The sequence below is a fragment of the Actinomadura litoris genome, from assembly GCF_009733595.1.
In the GTDB taxonomy this organism is placed as follows: Bacteria; Actinomycetota; Actinomycetes; order Streptosporangiales; family Streptosporangiaceae; genus Spirillospora; species Spirillospora litoris.
Map to the genome: position 1 here is coordinate 240,572 of NZ_WOFH01000013.1, position 15,551 is coordinate 256,122.

A 15,551-nucleotide genomic window follows, 5' to 3' on the forward strand; every position below is an offset into this window, starting at 1 on the left:
CCGTGCACATCTTCCTGGCCGGCGCCACCGGGGTCCTCGGACGGCACATCCTCCCGCTCCTTCTCGACCAAGGCCATCAGGTCACCGCCCTGACCCGCGGCGACGACGGCGCGGCGGCGATTAGGTCCAGGGGCGCCTCCGCCGTGATCGGAGACGTCCATGACCGCGGGGAACTCGCCCGCATCGTCGGCGCGGCCGCACCCGACGTCGTGATGCACCAGCTCACCGACCTGAGCGGCGGCAGCAGCGACGCCAACGCCCGGATACGGACGATCGGCACCCGCAACCTGGTCGACGCGGCCCGCGCCGCGAAGGTCCGGCGGATCGTCGCGCAGAGCATCGCGTGGGCGTACGAGGGCGGCCCGGATCCTGCCGATGAGGACGCCCCGCTCGACCTGACCGCGCCGGTTCCACGCAGGACGACCATCGAGGGCGTCGCGGCACTGGAGAGGGCGGTGAGCGAGCTGCCCGAGTGGGTGGTGCTGCGATACGGGCTCCTCTACGGGCCCGGCACCTGGTACACGCCGGGCGGGCTCATCGCCGACAAGGCGCATGCGGGCACGCTCGCGACTTCGGACGATGTCAGTAGTTTCGTCCACATCGGGGACGCCGCCACCGCCGCCGTCCAGGCGCTCGCCTGGCCGTCCGGCGCGACGGTCAACGTCGTCGACGACGAGCCCGCCGCCGCCCGGGACTGGGTGCCCGTCTTCTGCGAGGCCGTCGCGGCACCGCCGCCGCCGGACGGACCGTCGGCGCCCCGGGCCCCCTGGGCGCGCGGAGCCGACAACCATTACGCGCGCAAGCACCTCGGCTGGGTTCCGGCGCACCCGTCGTGGCGCCTCGGGTTCTTCGCCGAGTAATCCAGCAGCATTTCGTTGTCTATGCCCGACAAGAGGTGGCCGATGGACATCACCGCGCTCTTCCTCGCCGGCGCCGGGATGGGGCTGACGGCCGGGGGCACCACCTGCGCCGCCGTGCAGTTCGGCCTGCTCACCGGCGCCATCCGGGACGGCGGCGGGCCGCGGCCGGTCGCGTCGTTCCTGACGGCCAAGCTGGCCTCCCACACGGTGCTCGGGGCGCTGCTCGGGCTGGCCGGCGGCGCGGTGCAGCCGGGGCCGCGGGTCCGGGGCGCGCTGCTGACGGCGGCGGCGCTGGTCCTCGCCCTGTTCGCGCTCGACCTGCTGGGCTTCGGCCCGGCCCGGCGCCTACCGCGCCGCCGGAGCGCCGCGGAGCCCGTCCCCGCGGAAGGTCGCGCGGGGCTCCCGGGCCACTGCGCGCCGTCCATGCGGCCGCAGACGAGGCGCCGGCGGCGGCCCTGGGCGCTGGGGGCGGCGACCGTGCTGGTGCCGTGCGGGCTGACCCTGTCGGCGGAGCTGCTCGCGGTCACGTCGCGCTCCGCGCTCGGCGGCGCGGTGGTGATGGGCGCGTTCGTGCTCGGCACTGCGCCGCTGTTCGGCCTCGCCGGCCTGGCCGCCGGGCGCGTCCTCGCGGTGCTGCGCGGGCGGCTCGCGGCGCTGCCCGCACTCGTGCTCGTCGTGGCCGCCGGATGGACGCTGCTGTCGGGGCTGCGGCTCGGCGGCCGGCTCCCCTCCGGCGGCGGGACGGCCTCGGCGGCCGACTCGGCGCGGTTCGTGCGGACCGACGCGTCCGGCACGCAGGTCGTCACCGTCTGGGCTCTCGACCAGGGCTACCGGCCCGCGCTCGCCACGGCGCGCGCGGGCGTCCCGACCGTCCTGGTGCTGCGCACGCACGGTACGCGGGGGCACACACGGGCGTTCACCATCCCCGGACGCGGGAAGGACGTGATCCTCCCGGAGAACGGAGACACCCGGATCGACCTCGGCACCCCGGGGCCAGGCCGGATGCGGTTCGTGTGCGCGTCCGGCCACTTCCCCGGGGCGATCACCTTCCAGTAGCCGGCCGATGATGGCTGCGGCGAGGGTCATGAGGGCTCTGTGGATGTCGTCGCGGATACCCAGCGGATGCGCAACCGGCCGAACCGGTGCGGCAGGGCGATCGCCGCTCGACGACGTAGCGCTGCGCGGCCGGATGCCCTCGGCGCGGACGAGGCGGCGGTGTTCGCCGTGGTCCTAGCCGCGTTCGTCCGGCAGGCAGCCCGGTCTCCGGCAGAGCCCTCCAACCCGGCACGGATGCGCGGCACCCGGTCCAGCAGTGGGACGAGTTGGGTGACGTCGTCAGCGACACCGCCGGCGCCATCTCGTGGGCCGTTGGAGCCCGGCCAGGCCCGGTTCCGGGCCGCCCTTGAGCGCCCGGACGTGCGAGCTGTCGATCATCGCCTGGTCCAGGCCGGCCCCTCGGCGGCGTGCAATCCCTCCAGCAGCAGCCGGTGCAAGGCGTCCCACGCCCCGGCCTGGTGCCACTCGGCCTGCACGTCGTTCCCGACCGCGAACCCCGGTTCCTGCGGCAGGAACTTCCAGCGGCTCCCGGTGTGCGGCACGAACAAGATCCCGCAGGGCACCTGGCGGTCGTCCAGCCGCTTGCGCTTACGCGCTCCCCCTCAGCAGCAGCGGCTCGACCCGTTCCCACGGGCTGTCGGCCCTCACCATAAATCGCGTCGTATGCGCATTCTGATATGGCCTTTTTAGCCCGTCACAGCGTCGACCAGCTCGGCCAGCGCCTCCAGAGCACGCTTCCAGGTGTGCGGAGGAGGTGTGGCGAAGCCGAGGATGAGCCCGGCCGGCCGTTCGCCGGCCGGCTCATGCCAGTAGCCCTCGGTGTGCAGGCCGTGCAGGTGGAGTCCGGCATAGCGGCCGGTGTCCACCAGCCGTCCCTCCTCTTCGGCCGACCCGACCGGCATGAGGGCGTGCAGGCCCGCGGCCACTCCGTCCAGCGGTGCCGCGAGCCGCTCCGCCAGTTCGGTGCGCCGCCGCCGGTAGACCAGCCGGGCCCGCCGTATGTGCCGGTCGTAGTCGCCGCGTTCCACCAGGTCGGCGAACGCGAGCTGGTGGAACGCGGGCACCGCGGTACCGGTCTCCGCCACGGCCGCCAGCACGGCCTCGCGCAGCGTCGGCGGCACGACCAGCCAGCCGAGGCGCATCCCCGGGGACAGCGACTTGCTGGCGCTTCCCGCGTAGACGACCCGGTCGGGGGCCAGCGCCTGCACCGCCCCGACCGGCTGCCGGTCGTAGCGGAACTCACCGTCGTAGTCGTCCTCGACCAGGAAGCCGTCCCGCCGCCGCGCCCACGCGACGAACCCCGCCCGGACGGCCGGTGCCAGCACCACCCCGCGGGGGTACTGGTGCGCGGGCGTGAGCAGCGCCGCCCCCACATGCTCCGTCAACCCGGCGGGATCCGCACCGTCCGCGCCGACGCTCAGCGGCACGACGTCCATCCCGGCCGCGCGCAGCAGCCACCGATGCTGCGGAAGTCCGGGATCCTCCGTGGCCACGCAGCGTACGCCCAGGCTCCGCAGCGCCCGCCCCACCAGCGCCAGCCCGTTCGCGAACCCCGCCGTCACCACCACTGATTCGGCGTCGGCCGCCACGCCACGGGTGCGTGCGACGTAGCGGGCGATCGTCGATCTCAGCACCGGCAGCCCGGCAGGCTCCCCGTAGTCCCATGCCGCCGGCTCGGCCGACGCCGCCGCCCGCCGCACCGCCGAGGCCCACATCGTCCGCGGGAACGAACTGAGATCCGGTCGTCCCGGCTGGAGGTCGAACTCGGGATCCGGCCGCGACACCCGCGGCTCGGTTCGCGGTCCGGCGTCCGCCACCGGGATATCGGCCACCCACGTGCCCGAGCCCGGCTCCCCCGTCAGCCATCCTTCCGCGATCAGCTGGCCGTAGACCTGGACGACCGTCCCCCGGGACACGCCGAGATCGGCCGCCAGGCTCCGGCTCCCCGGCAGCCGGGCACCGGCCGGAAGCCTCCCGGAGCGGACCGCCTCGCGCAGCGCGATCTCGATGGCCCGTCCCGCCCCGGCGCCGCGCGGCACGTCAAGGTGCAGATCAAGCCCGACCCCACGCTCGTCCATCACACCCTGTGATACCTGTCCGGCGCCGGGAGCGCTACGACCGGTCTGCAAGTTGCCGGTACCAGCGGGTCTCGGGTGCCCGCAGAGCCGAGAGGGTCTCCAGGAAGCACTGGTGGGTGTGTTGAGCGGGCCGATCGGCCGGGAGCAGGTCGGGGCCGCGGAGGACGAACATACGGTAGTCGTCGCCGATCTCGTCGAGCTTCCAGCACCGCGCCGCCCGTTCGGCGCCCGCTGCGCGGAACAGGTCGTATCGTGCGCTCGGCTCGGTCGCCAGGACCCGTTCCGCCTCGGGCTCCCGCGCGTAGTCGCCGAAGACGTCGAACGCGACCGACTTCGCCTGCACCGCCGCCCTTCCCCCTCCCTGCCCTGTGCCACTCAGCGCCCGAGCGCCACCGTGCCCATCATGGTCAGCGGTAGGTTATCGACCACGAGAAGCACCTCCGGCAGCGTGAAACGCCGATCAGTGCGGAGCGGATCTTCGATCGTCGTCGCCCCGGATCCCTCTCCACTACCCAAGAAGAAGCGCCTGACCGTCGAGCAGGCCAAGGCGGTGCGCATGCGCCCTCAAATCCACGAGCCTCGGTGCCGACCCCCATCTGCCCCTGGTCGACCCCATCCCAACCCCGTGGGGTCTGCCAGCAGACCAGCACCAGGGTCGCCATCGAGGACGGCGCCAAGCACTGGCAACCGCGGGCCTACGGCAGTCCGGAATGGCAAAAGATCTACGGACGGCTCCGCAACACCGTCGAAGGCATGAACGGTTACGCCAAGGCCGACGCCCACGAAGGCATCGAACACGGCCTCGCCGCGCAGAGCCTGCTGCCGGCCTTCCAACCGGCCCACGCCAACGAGCGCAAGATCAACGCCTGGCTCGCCACGCTCCCCGGCCCCGACGGACACCCCCGCCGCCGGGCACATCACCCCGCCCGCAGCCTGAAGACCCAAGGACTGGGGCGCCCTCGTACCTGGCTGACCCATCGGTCCCCGCGATCGCAGCGGACCGGCCTCCGTAACGACAAAGACCCCGAGGCTTGCCAGCTTCGGGGTCGTTTCGTCACTGTGGGGCTACGACTTTCGTCTGTGCCCCCGAGTGGGCGAGGAGGGATTTGAACCCTCACATCCTTTCGGACACACGGACCTGAACCGTGCGCGTCTGCCGTTCCGCCACCCGCCCGTGGGTGTCGGCCCGTCTCCGGGCGCTCGAAAAGGCTAGCACGCGCTGAGCAGTGGTTAGGTATCCAGATACGTCGAGCGAACCTTCGCACCGATACGATCGTCTACCAGTGGGGAAGGGAGGTGCCCGTGGGCGTCATTCAGCGCTTCGAGCGACGGCTTGAGGGCATGGTCGAAGGGGCCTTCGCCCGTGCCTTCAAGTCGGAGCTCCAGCCGGTCGAGGTGGCCAGCGCTGTGCAGCGCGAGATGGACGATCGGGCGGCGATCGTGGCGCAGGGCCGCACGCTGGTTCCGAACGACTTCGTCGTCGAGATCTCTCAGCAGGACGGGCAGCGGCTGCAGGTGTACGCCGACAGCCTGAGCCAGGAGCTGGCCAACCTCGCGCGCGAGTACGCGAAGGAGCAGGGGTACTCCTTCGTGGGCCCGGTGCGGGTGCGGTTCGAGAACGCCGGCGACCTCGCCACGGGCATGTTCCGCATCAGGTCCGGTGTCATCAGGGGCTCGACCGTCGAGGGCGGGGAGATCCGCCAGCCGGTGAGCGACGTGCCTCAGGGGGGCAGGGGGGGTGCCTTCGGGGGGCATCCGCGGCTGCTGGTGACGACGGCGGTGGAGGGTTCCGACACCACTCAGCGCACTTATGAGATCAACACTCCGGTCACCCTGCTGGGCCGCGGCACCGACTGCGACCTGCGCCTCGTTGATCCCGGCGTGTCCCGGCACCATGCCGAGATCCGCGTAGAAGGTCCCGAAATCGTGCTCGTGGATCTAGGGTCGACCAACGGCTCGTTCGTGAACGGGCAGCCGATCCGGCGGGTGACGCTGGTCGACGGCTCCCGCGTCACGATGGGTCGCACCACGCTTGTTTTCCGCCGCGACAGGGAGTAACCCCGACTCCGATGACCCCATTCACCCTCACGCTGATCAAGCTGGCGTTCCTCGCGGTGCTCTGGCTCTTCGTCATCGCGGCCGTCGGCGTGATCAGGGCCGACCTGTTCGGTTCGAAGGCGGCCGCGAAGGCGGCCTCGCGGGCGGCGCAGCCGCCCCGTCCGGCCAAGGCCGCGGCCAAACAGTCCAAGGCGCAGCGCGCGCCGCAGCGCAGTGGCGCCCAGCACGGCTCCCCGACGAAACTGGTGGTCGTCCAGGGCGAGCGGGCGGGCACCGTCATCGATCTCACGGGAGTGCCCATCACCATCGGTCGGGCGAATGACGCCACGCTCGTTGTGACCGACGACTACGCTTCGAGCCGGCATGCCCGACTTTATGCGCAGGACGGTCAGTGGATCGTGGAAGATCTCGGCTCGACCAATGGCACATATCTCGGACGCACGAAGGTGAGCCGGCCGATGCCGGTGCCGCCCGGCGTCCCGGTCCGGATCGGCAAGACCGTGATCGAGCTGCGCAAATGACCCTGGGAATCCGCTACGCCGCGCGCTCTGACGTCGGCATGCTGCGCGAGGGCAACGAGGACTCCGCGTACGCGGGCGCCCATCTGCTCGCGGTGGCCGACGGCATGGGCGGGCACGTCGGCGGCGAGATCGCGAGCGCGGCGGCGATCGAGGCGCTGCGCGGGCTGGACAAGGACCTCCCCGCGACCGAGCTGCTGGCCGCGCTGGAGCACACGGTCAAGACGGCCAACGACAACCTGCACCGCATCGTCGAGTCCGACCCCGCGCTCCAGGGCATGGGGACGACGCTGACCGCGATGCTGTGGGCGGGCAACCAGGTCGCGCTGGTGCACATCGGGGACTCCCGCGCGTACCTGCTGCGGGACGGCAGCCTGTTCCAGATCACGCACGACCACACGCTGGTGCAGTCCCTGGTGGACGAGGGACGCATCAGCCCCGACGAGGCGGCCTCGCACCCCCAGCGCTCCCTGCTCCTGCGGGCGCTGGACGGGCGCGGCGAGGTCGATCCCGACCTGTCGCTGCGCGAGGCGAAGGTCGGCGACCGGTACCTGCTGTGCTCGGACGGCCTGTCGGGCGTCGTCACGGCGGAGACGATCTTCCAGGTGCTGACCGACGTCGCGGACCCGGAGCAGGCCGTCCGGCAGCTCATCGACCTGGCGAACCGGGGCGGCGGCCCCGACAACATCACCTGCGTGGTCGCGGACGTCGTCGACCTCGGCCGGCAGCCGCCGACGGGCGGCCCCGGGCACGCCGTGGGGGCGGCGGCGAACGCGGGGCCACCGCCCGGCGGCGGTCCCGGCGCGGGCCCGGCCGACACCCCCGCCGGACGCGCGGCGCAGCTGCGCGACACGATGCCGCAGCCGCCCGTGGCCGTGGACGAGATGCCCCCGCCCGCGCCGATGCCGATGGGCGAGCCGATGGCGGGCCCCCCGCAGCAGCCGGCGACGCAGCACGCGCCGGGGCGTGCCAGGCGCGGCGGCGCGCGCAAGTGGACGTGGCTGGTGGTCGTCGCGGGCGTGGTGGTCGTGGCGGTGGCGGCGGGCGGCGTCTATCTGGTGCAGACCGTCCGGAACGGCTACTACATAGGGGAAGAGGGCGGCAAGGTCGTCCTGTTCCGGGGGTCGACGGACGAGTTCCCGCTGATCGACCTGTCCCGCAAGGCCGCCGCCAAGGACCAGCCGAACCCGCCGATCCCCGTCGCCGACCTGCCGCAGAACCTCCAGCAGCAGGTGAAGGGCACCTACTCGGTGAAAGGGCCGGCGGCTCTGAACGAGTTGAAGAACAGCGTGTGCAAGTACGTTCTCACCGCGGACGGCGGCAAGGTCGCCGTCGCGAAGGGCAAGGGGCAGCGCGACTGCCCGCAGGACAAGCCGAAGGCCACCGACATCGCGATCGACGACCTGCCGGACCCTGACCGCGACGCCGTCAACAAGGGCACCCTCGCCTTCGTCGGCCAGGCGGCCGCCGACGCGAAGGTGAACGAGCTGCGCTCCCACGTGGACGAGTGCAAGGCGCCCAGCCCGCGAGTGCAGGGCTGTCCGAGCGGCAAGGGCCCTAGATGAGTTCGATCGGGGCGCAGATCCGCGCGCATCTGCCGTACCAGCGACGCAACGCGGCCTCGTTCGCGCTGCTGATCTTCGCGATGGTGCTGACGCTGTCGGCGTTCGCGGAGGTCGGGCTCGCCCGGGACGGCTACATCCCGAAGGGCCTGTTCCTCTACGGCGGCGGCCTGGTGGTGCTGGCGTTCGGCGCCTACTTCGTCCAGGCCAAGTTCGCGCCGTACGCCGACCCGCTGCTGCTGCCGCTGTCGGTCGCGCTGAACGGCATCGGGCTGGCGATGATCTACCGCCTCGACCTCGACACCAGCGAGGACCACAGGGTCGCGGCCGCCGCGGGCAAGAAGCTGCTCAAGGACGCGGCGGACGCGCCCGGCCAGCTCATGTGGACCTTCGTCGGGATCGGGCTGTTCGTCACCGCCATCGTGATCATGCGCGACACCGACAAGCCCGACGCGCCGCTGTCGTTCACGCCGAAGACCGCGCAGCGCTACACCTACCTGATCGGCCTCGGCGCGATCATCCTGCTGCTGCTGCCGATCGTCCCCGGCATCGGCGCGGAGATCAACGGCGCGCGGGTGTGGATCGCCCTCGGCCCGTTCTCGGTGCAGCCGGGCGAGTTCGCCAAGCTGCTGCTGGTCGTGTTCTTCGCGGGCTACCTGGTCAACAAGCGGCAGGCGATGTCGCTGATCGGGAAGAAGATCGGCCCGTTCAGCCTGCCGCGCGCCCGCGACCTGGGCCCGATCCTGGTGATCTGGTTCTTCTGCCTGGGCGTGCTGTTCATGCAGAAGGACCTCGGCACCGCGCTGCTGTTCTTCGGCCTGTTCGTGTCGATGCTCTACATCGCCACGCAGCGGCTGTCGTGGGTCATGATCGGCATGGGTCTGCTGGCGGTGGGCGTGTTCGTCGCGACGCTGCTGCCGTTCATGGGCCACGTCAACCAGCGCATCGACATCTGGCAGAACCCGAAGCCCTACTTCGACGGCGGCTGCCTGCTGGAGAGCGGCAAGGTCGTCCCGGTCAACCCCGACACCGACATCTTCAAGAAGTACAAGGCCAAGGGCAGCGTGTCGCCGGGCTTCAGCGCGTGCGCGGAGCTCGGCGGCGAGTACTCCGACAGCGCGCAGCTCATGAAGGGCCTGTTCGCGCTCGGCCAGGGCGGGGTGCTCGGCACCGGCCTCGGCCAGGGCGAGCCGTGGCGGACGCCGCTGTCCTTCAGCGACTTCATCTTCGACTCGCTGGGCGAGGAGCTCGGCCTGACGGGGTTGATGGTGCTGCTGCTGGTGTACGCGCTGATCGTGCAGAGAGGGATGAAGACCGCCGTCGCCGCGCGAGATCCGTTCCTGAAACTGTTCGCCGGGGGCGTCTCGTTCGTCCTCGGCCTCCAGGTGTTCGTGATCGTCGGCGGTGTCACCCGGCTGATCCCGCTCACGGGTCTGACGACGCCGTTCCTGTCCCAGGGCGGTTCGTCGCTGATGGCCAACTGGATCCTGATCGCGATCCTGGTCCGGATGAGCCACGACGCGCGCAAGCCCGCCCCCCAGGCGATCCAGGACGAGGGCATGACCCAGATCGTGAGCACGAGGTGATCTCGCCCAGATGAACATGGACAAGCCGATCCGGCGGGTGGCGATCTTCGGGTTGCTGCTGTTCTTCGGGTTGATGGCGCAGGTGAACTACGTCCAGGGGAGTCAGGCGGACAACCTGCGCACCGACGCGCGCAACAGCCGCCAGTACTCCGACCTGTTCAACTCGCCGCGCGGAACGATCTCGGCGGGCGGCGAGGTGCTGGTGTCCTCGACGGAGACGCACAAGGACAACCCGAAGTACGGGCGGAGCTACAAGGACGGCCCGGTGTTCGCGCCGGTCACGGGGTACTTCAACGGCAACGCCACGCAGGTGGAGCGGGCCTACAACTCGCTGCTCGGCGGCAAGGACAAGCGGATCACGCAGCAGCGCTGGTTCGACACCTTCATCGGGAAGAAGGCCGAGGGCGCGAACCTCGAACTGACGATCAACCCGCGGGCGCAGCGGGTGGCCTACGAGAAGCTCAAGGGGCAGACGCAGGAGGGCCGCCGGGGCGGCGCCGTGGTGATCGACGTCAGGACGGGCGCGGTGCAGGTCGCGGCGTCGTGGCCGTCGTTCGACCCGAACGAGATCGCGCCCCAGACGGGCGACAAGGGCGTCAAGCGGCTGAACGAGCTCGACGGCGCGACCGGGGTCATCAAGCCGCTGGTCGACAACGCCCTCAGCCAGACGTTCCCGCCGGGCTCCTCGTTCAAGGCCGTGACGTCGGCGGTCGGCATGCAGGACCTGAACGTCAACAGCTCGACGACGGTGAACACCGGGCAGCTCATCCTGCCGGAGTCGGGCCGTCCGCTGCCGAACTCCCACGACAGCGGGAGCTGCGCGGGGTCGGCGCCGCTGAAGGGCGCGTTCGCCGAGTCGTGCAACACCTCGTTCGCGAAGATGGCGCTCGACCTCGGCATCCAGCAGCTGCACGACGGGGCCGAGAAGTTCGGCTTCGGGAAGCGAGTGAACCTGGAGCCCGACTTCCCCGCCGCCAAGAGCGAGGTGCCGGTGTCGGTGCAGGACGCGAGCGGCAAGACGATCCCGACCGGCAAGGACGGGACGGCGCGCTCGGGCATCGGCCAGGAGAACGTGCGCGCGACGCCGCTGCAGATGGCGATGGTCGCGGCGGCGATCGCGAACAAGGGCAAGATCATGAACCCGTACGTGGTGCAGAAGGCGCGGGCGAAGGACCAGAGCGAGCTGTACAACGCCTCCCCGAAGCTGTTCGGGCAGGCCATGACCGGCGACCAGGCCTCCCAGCTTGAGGACATGATGCGCGCGGTGGTCTCCGAGGGCACCGCGAAGAACCTGCAGAGCGCCAACATCGCCGGTAAGACCGGTACCGCCGAGCAGGGCCAGGGGATCCCGAACTCGCGGTGGTTCGTCGGGTTCGGCCCGTTCGACAACCCGCGCTACGCCTTCGCGGTGATCACCGAGGGCCCCGGCGACGGCGCCACCAACGCCGGGCCGGTCGCCGCGGCGATCATGGCCCAGGTGCTGAAGAAGTGAGCGCGGACCTCGTCCTGAACCACCGGTACCGGCTGCTGGAGCGGCTGGCCGTCGGCGGGATGGGCGAGGTCTGGCGGGCCTCGGACGCCTCGCTCGGGCGGCAGGTGGCGGTGAAGCTGCTGCGGCTGGAGCTGGTGTCGGACGCGACGGCGCTGCGCCGGTTCGAGTCGGAGGCGGAGTTCGCCGCCGGGCTGCGGCATCGCGGCATCGCACGGGTGTTCGACTTCGGCGAGCAGGACGGCCGGATGTACCTGGTGATGGAGCTGGTGCCGGGCGAGCCGCTGGACGAGATCCTCGTGCGCGACGGCGGGCTCCCGCTGGAGGCCGTCCTCGACCTGCTGGTGCAGGCGGGACGGGCGCTGACGGTGGCGCACGAGGCGGGCATCGTGCACCGCGACGTCAAGCCGGCGAACCTGATGATCTCGCCGGACGGCACCCTGAAGATCACCGACTTCGGGATCGCGCGGCGGCTTGAGGCGGCGTCGCAGACGGCGACCGGCATGGTGATGGGGACGGCGCACTACATCTCGCCGGAGCAGGCGTCGGGGCAGCCGATCAGCCCGGCCGCCGACCTGTACTCGCTGGGCGTGGTGGCCTACGAGTGCCTGACCGGCATGCCGCCCTTCGACGGCCGGACGCCGGTCGAGATCGCGCTGAAGCACGTCAAGGACGAGCCGCCCGAGCTGCCCGCGCACGTCCCGGCGAAGGCGCGGGCGCTGGTCGCGGCGCTGCTGGCGAAGGCGCCGCGGGACCGTCCGGCGGACGCGAACGCCGTGGCCGACTGGGCCCTGGAGGTCCGGGCGTCGCTCAGCACCGGGCGGTCGGCGCGTCCAGGGGAGAAGCCCGGGGTCACCTCGGTGGCGCCGACGGTGGGGGTGACCACCGCGGCACGATCGGACGACACCGGCCAGACGTCCGTTTTGTCGGAATTTGACGCAGGGGCAGGGGCGGATAACCTCACCAAGGGGATAGATAACCCAGGCCAGAAGGCAAGGGCCGGGGGCGGGCGACGGCGCCTGACCTACGCCTCGGTCGCGGCCGGGCTGCTGCTCGTCGGCTGCCTGGTCATCGGCTCGCTCTGGAAGGGTCTCGCCTTCGCCGGGTCGGGCGAGGAGCGGGACGCGCCCCAGAACCCGGCCACGGGCCCGGCGGGCGGAGAGGCCCAGGAGGACCCGGTCGCGACACCCAGCACACCGTCCGCGCATCAGGATGGTGGCCCGGCACCGACTGTCACGAGGCGGCACGGTACGCGTAGGATCCGTCCGTCAACGCCGGGGGCAGGCAGTGCGTCCCCCGAACACAAGCGAACGAGGAAACCGCCCCGGGCGACTCCCAGCGCCCCAGACCCGACACCGACACCGACGGGCAGCACCACGACTCCGTCAACTCCGAGCCCGGATCCCTCGCCCACGCCGGGCGGGGAGCTAGGTTCGGAGGACAAGGTGTAGACGTACGAGGGAAAGTGCACATATGAGTCAACCTCGGCTGCTCGGCGGCCGCTACGAGCTCGACACGGTGATCGGGCGTGGCGGCATGGCCGAGGTCTACCGTGCCCGAGATCTGCGTCTCGATCGCGTGGTCGCGGTCAAGACCCTGCGCTCAGACCTGGCCCGTGACCCCACGTTCCAGGCCCGGTTCCGCCGCGAGGCCCAGTCGGCCGCGTCGCTGAACCACCCCTCGGTCATCGCCGTGTACGACACCGGCGAGGACATGATCGGCGACACCTCCATCCCCTACATCGTCATGGAGTACGTGGACGGCAGCACGCTGCGCGACCTGCTGCGGGAGAACCGCGCGCTGCTGCCCGACAAGGCTCTGGAGATCACCGACGGGATCCTGCGGGCGCTGGACTACAGCCACCGCGGCGGGATCGTGCACCGCGACATCAAGCCGGCCAACGTGATGATGACCCGGGCCCACGAGGTCAAGGTCATGGACTTCGGCATCGCGCGCGCGATGGCCGACTCGGCGGCCACGATGACGCAGACCGCCCAGGTGATCGGCACCGCGCAGTACCTGTCGCCCGAGCAGGCGCGCGGCGAGCGGGTCGACGCCCGCAGCGACATCTACTCCACCGGCTGCGTCCTGTACGAACTGCTCACCGGCAAGCCCCCGTTCACCGGCGACTCCCCGGTCGCGATCGCCTACCAGCACGTCCGGGAGGAGCCGGTTCCGCCGTCCCAGGTGGACCCGGAGATCCCGCAGTGGGCCGACGCGATCGTGCTGAAGGCGATGGCGAAGGACGCGGCGCACCGCTACCAGAACGCGACGGAGTTCCGGCAGGAGATCCAGCGCGTGCTCCAGGGGCAGCCGGTGTCCTCGACCGCCGCGTCCACGATGCTGATGGGCGCGCAGCCGGGCGGCACGCAGGTGATGGGCGGCTACCACGGCGGCCCGCCGCAGCACACGCAGGTGCAGCGGCCGGTCGGCGACGGCTACGACCTGCCGCCCGTCCGCTACGACGAGAACGGCCCCGAGCGGGGCGGCGGCGGGAAGAAGGCCGCGATCTGGATCGCGCTCGCCGTGGTGTTCATCGGCGGCGCCGCCGCGATCGGGTTCCTGATGTCGGGCGGCAAGGGCGACGACGAGAAGAAGGTCGCGGTGCCGCAGAGCATCGTGGACGTCCCGCGCAAGCAGGCGGAGGCGGAGCTGACCAAGCTCGGCCTGAAGCTGGGCGATCCGACGACCGACTACAACAACGACATCCGCAGGGGCAACGTCGTCACCGCCGACCCCAAGCCCGGCAGCAACGTGGCCGAGGGCTCGACGGTGACGCTGACGATCTCCAAGGGCAAGCGCCCGCCCGCCGAGGTCGACGTGCCCGACGTGACCGGCAAGCCGTACTCGGTGGCGAAGAACATGCTGGAGGAGCGCGGCTTCGACGTCGAGAAGCGGGTGGAGAACAGCGACACGGTCCCGCGGCTCAGCGTGATCCGCACCGACCCGTCCGGCGGCGGCAAGGCGCCGAAGAACTCGACCGTCCGGGTGTTCGTGTCGAACGGGCCGAACAACCTGAAGGTGCCGACGCTGACCAACAGCAGCCAGCGGGCGGCCTGCGCCAAGCTGGAGAGCCTCGGCCTCCAGTGCAAGGTGGAGAAGGGCTTCGCGCCGCCCGACAAGCCGGTGGCGCCGGGCTTCGTCTACGACCAGTCGCCGGGGCCGGACGCGACGGTCGCGCCGGGCGACACCGTCACGATCTACGTGGCGCAGAAGCCGTCGCCGACGCCGACGATCGGGCCGTCCGGGCCGACCTTCCCCACCTTCCCTGACGGCGACGGAGGCTGACCCCGGGAACGACGAAAGGGCCCCGACCCCCTGCCGGGGGGTCGGGGCCCTTGTCGTGGACGTCCCGTCGTCGGCGCCACGCCGACGCGGTAGCCGCTAAGCGGCCGGGGCCGGGCATGAGAGAGGGCTTCCGCCACTCGGGGGCAATGGCGGAAGCCCTCAATATGGTCTTCGGACGTACTTGCCTGGACGTTACGACTTTTAACGGAAATTTTCCGCGCGCGGCGGCGCAGCGCCGGGCAGAATCGCCCCGGGACGGCGAACACGCAGGTCACACGGGGGACGCGCACATGCCGAGCCAGTTGGCCAGCAGATGGTGCCCGTGCTCCGACAGCACCGACTCGGGATGGAACTGGACGCCCTCGACCGGCAGGTCGCGGTGCCGCAGGCCCATGACGACGCCGTCCGGGGTGGCGGCGGTGACCTCCAGGACGTCGCGGGGCACCGTCCCGGGCTCGACGGCGAGCGAGTGGTAGCGGGTCGCGGGGAAGGGGACCGGCAGGTCGCGGAACACCCCGGCGCCGTCGTGCTCGATCGGGCTCGTGTACCCGTGGACGACCTGCGGCGCCCGCGCCACGGTGGCGCCGTGCACGTGGGCGATCACCTGGTGGCCGAGGCAGACGCCGAGCAGCGGCACCGCGCGGCGCTCGGCGTCGGCGACGAGGTCGAGGCACACCTCCGCGTCGGCCGGATGCCCGGGGCCGGGGCTCAGCAGCACGCCGCCGGCGGACGCGGCGTCCCGCACGGTGACGTCCGCGCGGTCCTTGACGACGCAGTCGGCGCCGAGTTCCCGCAGGTACTGGACGATGTTGTAGACGAAGCTGTCGTGGTTGTCGACGACGAGGACCCGCACGGCGTCACCCCCCTGGCACCGCCGGGCCGGACGACCCGGTCGGCTCACCGTGCACGACGCCGTGGTCGAAGTGGACCTTCGGCTCCATCCACGGGAACACGACGTACCAGAGCACGAGGGCGACAACGATCGCGACCGCGGCCGCGATTCCGCTCTTGGCCTGCCAGGTCCCCGGCAGGTGGCGCCAGATCCAGGCGTACATG

General features: G+C 71.5%; 16 protein-coding genes and 1 tRNA gene. 10 read left to right on the forward strand and 7 right to left on the reverse strand.

All coding sequences use genetic code 11. The annotated features are described in order from the left end of the window. The first annotated feature begins 2 nt into the window (after nucleotides 1–2). Together GNZ18_RS32130 and GNZ18_RS32135 are read left to right on the forward strand one after the other, a co-directional pair. Complete coding sequence (locus GNZ18_RS32130) at nucleotides 3–860, forward strand: NAD-dependent epimerase/dehydratase family protein (RefSeq protein ID WP_312874871.1); 858 nt, start codon at nucleotides 3–5, stop codon at nucleotides 858–860. Nucleotides 861–902: 42 nt separating this feature from the next. Beyond that, nucleotides 903–1,916 (forward strand): urease accessory protein UreH domain-containing protein, encoded by a 1,014-nt coding sequence (locus tag GNZ18_RS32135; RefSeq protein ID WP_156220382.1) that lies wholly within the window; start codon nucleotides 903–905, stop codon nucleotides 1,914–1,916. A 374-nt stretch (nucleotides 1,917–2,290) separates the two neighbouring features. Here the strand turns inward: GNZ18_RS32135 and GNZ18_RS40970 are convergent, their stop codons facing one another. The 4 genes from GNZ18_RS40970 to GNZ18_RS32155 form a co-directional block, all read right to left on the reverse strand. Continuing rightward, nucleotides 2,291–2,458 carry a hypothetical protein gene (locus tag GNZ18_RS40970; protein ID WP_173390949.1) on the reverse strand — a complete coding sequence of 56 codons (168 nt, stop codon included), beginning with the start codon at nucleotides 2,456–2,458 and terminating at the stop codon, nucleotides 2,291–2,293. Between the two features lie 144 nt (nucleotides 2,459–2,602). Next, on the reverse strand, nucleotides 2,603–3,994 hold the full coding sequence (gene pdxR / locus GNZ18_RS32145) for a MocR-like pyridoxine biosynthesis transcription factor PdxR (RefSeq protein WP_156220383.1): 1,392 nt from the start codon (nucleotides 3,992–3,994) through the stop codon (nucleotides 2,603–2,605). A gap of 34 nt (nucleotides 3,995–4,028) precedes the next feature. Continuing rightward, nucleotides 4,029–4,337 (reverse strand): hypothetical protein, encoded by a 309-nt coding sequence (locus GNZ18_RS32150; RefSeq protein ID WP_156220384.1) that lies wholly within the window; start codon nucleotides 4,335–4,337, stop codon nucleotides 4,029–4,031. A 32-nt stretch (nucleotides 4,338–4,369) separates the two neighbouring features. After that, nucleotides 4,370–4,552 (reverse strand): hypothetical protein, encoded by a 183-nt coding sequence (locus GNZ18_RS32155; RefSeq protein ID WP_156220385.1) that lies wholly within the window; start codon nucleotides 4,550–4,552, stop codon nucleotides 4,370–4,372. Nucleotides 4,553–4,576: 24 nt separating this feature from the next. Here GNZ18_RS32155 and GNZ18_RS32160 point away from each other — a divergent pair, with 24 nt between their 5' ends. Continuing rightward, a complete protein-coding gene (locus GNZ18_RS32160) occupies nucleotides 4,577–5,104 on the forward strand; it encodes a hypothetical protein (RefSeq protein ID WP_156220386.1) in 528 nt (175 codons plus the stop codon). Here the strand turns inward: GNZ18_RS32160 and GNZ18_RS32165 are convergent. Continuing rightward, a tRNA-Leu gene (locus tag GNZ18_RS32165) sits at nucleotides 5,086–5,168 on the reverse strand. The genes GNZ18_RS32160 and GNZ18_RS32165 overlap by 19 nt on opposite strands. Before the next feature lie 128 nt (nucleotides 5,169–5,296). Here GNZ18_RS32165 and GNZ18_RS32170 point away from each other — a divergent pair. From GNZ18_RS32170 to pknB, 7 genes are read left to right on the forward strand one after another with little or no spacing between them, the layout of a single operon-like run. Further along, complete coding sequence (locus tag GNZ18_RS32170) at nucleotides 5,297–6,052, forward strand: FHA domain-containing protein (protein ID WP_067451055.1); 756 nt, start codon at nucleotides 5,297–5,299, stop codon at nucleotides 6,050–6,052. An 11-nt stretch (nucleotides 6,053–6,063) separates the two neighbouring features. Continuing rightward, nucleotides 6,064–6,573, forward strand: coding sequence for an FHA domain-containing protein FhaB/FipA (locus GNZ18_RS32175; protein WP_156220387.1), 510 nt, complete (start codon nucleotides 6,064–6,066; stop codon nucleotides 6,571–6,573). Then, a complete protein-coding gene (locus tag GNZ18_RS32180; protein ID WP_156220388.1) occupies nucleotides 6,570–8,135 on the forward strand; it encodes a Stp1/IreP family PP2C-type Ser/Thr phosphatase in 1,566 nt (521 codons plus the stop codon). The genes GNZ18_RS32175 and GNZ18_RS32180 overlap by 4 nt, the downstream gene beginning before the upstream one ends. After that, nucleotides 8,132–9,718: an FtsW/RodA/SpoVE family cell cycle protein gene (locus tag GNZ18_RS32185; protein WP_156220389.1), complete on the forward strand. Its 1,587-nt coding sequence runs from the start codon at nucleotides 8,132–8,134 to the stop codon at nucleotides 9,716–9,718. The genes GNZ18_RS32180 and GNZ18_RS32185 overlap by 4 nt, the downstream gene beginning before the upstream one ends. Before the next feature lie 10 nt (nucleotides 9,719–9,728). Beyond that, nucleotides 9,729–11,210 (forward strand): peptidoglycan D,D-transpeptidase FtsI family protein, encoded by a 1,482-nt coding sequence (locus GNZ18_RS32190; RefSeq protein WP_156220390.1) that lies wholly within the window; start codon nucleotides 9,729–9,731, stop codon nucleotides 11,208–11,210. Further along, a complete protein-coding gene (locus GNZ18_RS32195; protein ID WP_312874872.1) occupies nucleotides 11,207–12,658 on the forward strand; it encodes a serine/threonine-protein kinase in 1,452 nt (483 codons plus the stop codon). Before GNZ18_RS32190 ends, GNZ18_RS32195 begins: the two co-directional genes overlap by 4 nt. A 22-nt stretch (nucleotides 12,659–12,680) precedes the next feature. Continuing rightward, nucleotides 12,681–14,495 carry a Stk1 family PASTA domain-containing Ser/Thr kinase gene (gene pknB, locus GNZ18_RS32200; protein WP_156220391.1) on the forward strand — a complete coding sequence of 605 codons (1,815 nt, stop codon included), beginning with the start codon at nucleotides 12,681–12,683 and terminating at the stop codon, nucleotides 14,493–14,495. Between the two features lie 271 nt (nucleotides 14,496–14,766). Here pknB and GNZ18_RS32205 read toward each other — a convergent pair whose 3' ends face one another. Both GNZ18_RS32205 and GNZ18_RS32210 read right to left on the reverse strand, forming a co-directional pair. Next, a complete protein-coding gene (locus GNZ18_RS32205; protein WP_173390939.1) occupies nucleotides 14,767–15,348 on the reverse strand; it encodes an anthranilate synthase component II in 582 nt (193 codons plus the stop codon). 4 nt (nucleotides 15,349–15,352) lie between these two features. Then, nucleotides 15,353–15,550, reverse strand: coding sequence for a hypothetical protein (locus GNZ18_RS32210; protein ID WP_156220393.1), 198 nt, complete (start codon nucleotides 15,548–15,550; stop codon nucleotides 15,353–15,355). Nucleotide 15,551 lies beyond the last annotated feature (1 nt).

Bases quoted from the DNA above. Each gene is read 5' to 3' on its own strand.
- pdxR (WP_156220383.1), bottom strand. From the start codon at position 3,994: ATGGACGAGCGTGGGGTCGGGCTTGATCTGCACCTTGACGTGCCGCGC.
- GNZ18_RS32210 (WP_156220393.1), bottom strand. From the start codon at position 15,550: ATGTACGCCTGGATCTGGCGCCACCTGCCGGGGACCTGGCAGGCCAAG.
- pknB (WP_156220391.1), top strand. From the start codon at position 12,681: ATGAGTCAACCTCGGCTGCTCGGCGGCCGCTACGAGCTCGACACGGTG.
- GNZ18_RS32180 (WP_156220388.1), top strand. From the start codon at position 6,570: ATGACCCTGGGAATCCGCTACGCCGCGCGCTCTGACGTCGGCATGCTG.
- GNZ18_RS32155 (WP_156220385.1), bottom strand. From the start codon at position 4,552: ATGCGCACCGCCTTGGCCTGCTCGACGGTCAGGCGCTTCTTCTTGGGT.
- GNZ18_RS32190 (WP_156220390.1), top strand. From the start codon at position 9,729: ATGAACATGGACAAGCCGATCCGGCGGGTGGCGATCTTCGGGTTGCTG.
- GNZ18_RS32185 (WP_156220389.1), top strand. From the start codon at position 8,132: ATGAGTTCGATCGGGGCGCAGATCCGCGCGCATCTGCCGTACCAGCGA.
- GNZ18_RS32135 (WP_156220382.1), top strand. From the start codon at position 903: ATGGACATCACCGCGCTCTTCCTCGCCGGCGCCGGGATGGGGCTGACG.
- GNZ18_RS32175 (WP_156220387.1), top strand. From the start codon at position 6,064: ATGACCCCATTCACCCTCACGCTGATCAAGCTGGCGTTCCTCGCGGTG.